The organism is Pseudomonas sp. SF2, from assembly GCF_036858055.1.
In the GTDB taxonomy this organism is placed as follows: Bacteria; Pseudomonadota; Gammaproteobacteria; order Pseudomonadales; family Pseudomonadaceae; genus Aquipseudomonas.
Genome location: NZ_JAMBDI010000079.1, coordinates 1 through 1,127, shown reverse-complemented (window position 1 = coordinate 1,127; position 1,127 = coordinate 1). Strand labels below are relative to the sequence as shown.

The 1,127-nt window shown below is 57.3% G+C and carries 1 protein-coding gene; it reads left to right on the top strand.

The genetic code is table 11. The features are described from left to right. Window positions 1-1,127: elongation factor Tu (gene tuf / locus M2S36_RS24885; RefSeq protein ID WP_333958016.1), on the top strand; the 1,127-nt coding region annotated here is incomplete at both ends.

Below are 1,127 nucleotides of genomic sequence, written 5' to 3'. Positions count from 1 at the left end.
ATCGGCCACGTTGACCACGGTAAGACCACTCTGACCGCAGCTCTGACTCGCGTCTGCTCCGAAGTTTTCGGTTCGGCAGTCGTTGAGTTCGACAAGATCGACTCGGCTCCGGAAGAAAAAGCGCGCGGTATCACCATCAACACCGCTCACGTCGAGTACAACTCGAACATTCGTCACTACGCTCACGTTGACTGCCCAGGTCACGCTGACTACGTGAAGAACATGATCACCGGTGCTGCCCAGATGGACGGCGCGATCCTGGTTTGCTCGGCCGCCGATGGTCCGATGCCACAAACCCGTGAGCACATCCTGCTGTCCCGTCAGGTAGGCGTTCCTTACATCGTGGTCTTCCTGAACAAGGCTGACCTGGTAGACGACGCTGAGCTGCTGGAACTGGTCGAGATGGAAGTTCGCGACCTGCTGTCCACCTACGACTTCCCAGGCGACGACACCCCGATCATCATCGGTTCGGCTCGTATGGCCCTGGAAGGCAAAGACGACAACGAAATGGGTACTACCGCTGTCAAGAAGCTGGTAGAAACTCTGGATGCCTACATCCCTGAGCCAGTTCGTGCCGTTGACCAGCCGTTCCTGATGCCGATCGAAGACGTATTCTCGATCTCGGGTCGTGGTACCGTTGTTACCGGTCGTATCGAGCGTGGTATCGTCCGCGTTCAGGATCCGCTGGAAATCGTTGGTCTGCGTGAAACTTCGACCACCACCTGCACCGGTGTCGAAATGTTCCGCAAGCTGCTGGACGAAGGCCGTGCTGGCGAGAACTGCGGCGTTCTGCTGCGTGGTACCAAGCGTGACGACGTTGAGCGTGGCCAGGTTCTGGTCAAGCCAGGTTCGGTCAAGCCGCACACCAAGTTCACCGCAGAAGTCTACGTTCTGTCGAAGGAAGAAGGCGGTCGTCACACTCCGTTCTTCAAAGGCTACCGTCCTCAGTTCTACTTCCGTACTACTGACGTGACCGGTAACTGCGAACTGCCGGAAGGCGTTGAAATGGTAATGCCAGGTGACAACATTCAGATGACTGTTACCCTGATCAAGACCATCGCAATGGAAGACGGTCTGCGCTTCGCTATCCGTGAAGGCGGTCGTACCGTCGGCGCCGGCGTCGTAGC